1 protein-coding gene is annotated in these 220 nt (G+C 74.1%); it reads right to left on the bottom strand.

Going from position 1 to position 220, the window contains the following annotated elements; genetic code table 11:
• Positions 1–208: hypothetical protein (locus ACWJ6R_RS38405; RefSeq protein ID WP_449066857.1), on the bottom strand; the 208-nt coding region annotated here is incomplete at its 3' end.
• Positions 209–220: the final 12 nt, after the last annotated feature.

Raw genomic sequence — 220 nt, 5'->3', positions numbered from 1 at the left:
CGAACGCGAACAACGCCGGCTGCGTCAACCACGTCTCATCCAACGAACCCACACCACCGGCACCCGCACCCGAACCCGCGCCCGCCTCCGAACCCGAGTCCGCGTCCGAACCCGCACCCGCACCCGCACCCGCCGCCGCACCCGCGCCCGCGCCCGCGCCTGAATCCGAACCCGCCGCCGTCTCACCGGCGAACATCACCTCACGCACCGACGCACCCGC

It is taken from the genome of Planomonospora algeriensis (assembly GCF_977012225.1).
The sequence above is the reverse complement of the archived record's forward strand: the minus strand, read 5'-3'. Positions and strand labels throughout refer to the sequence as shown.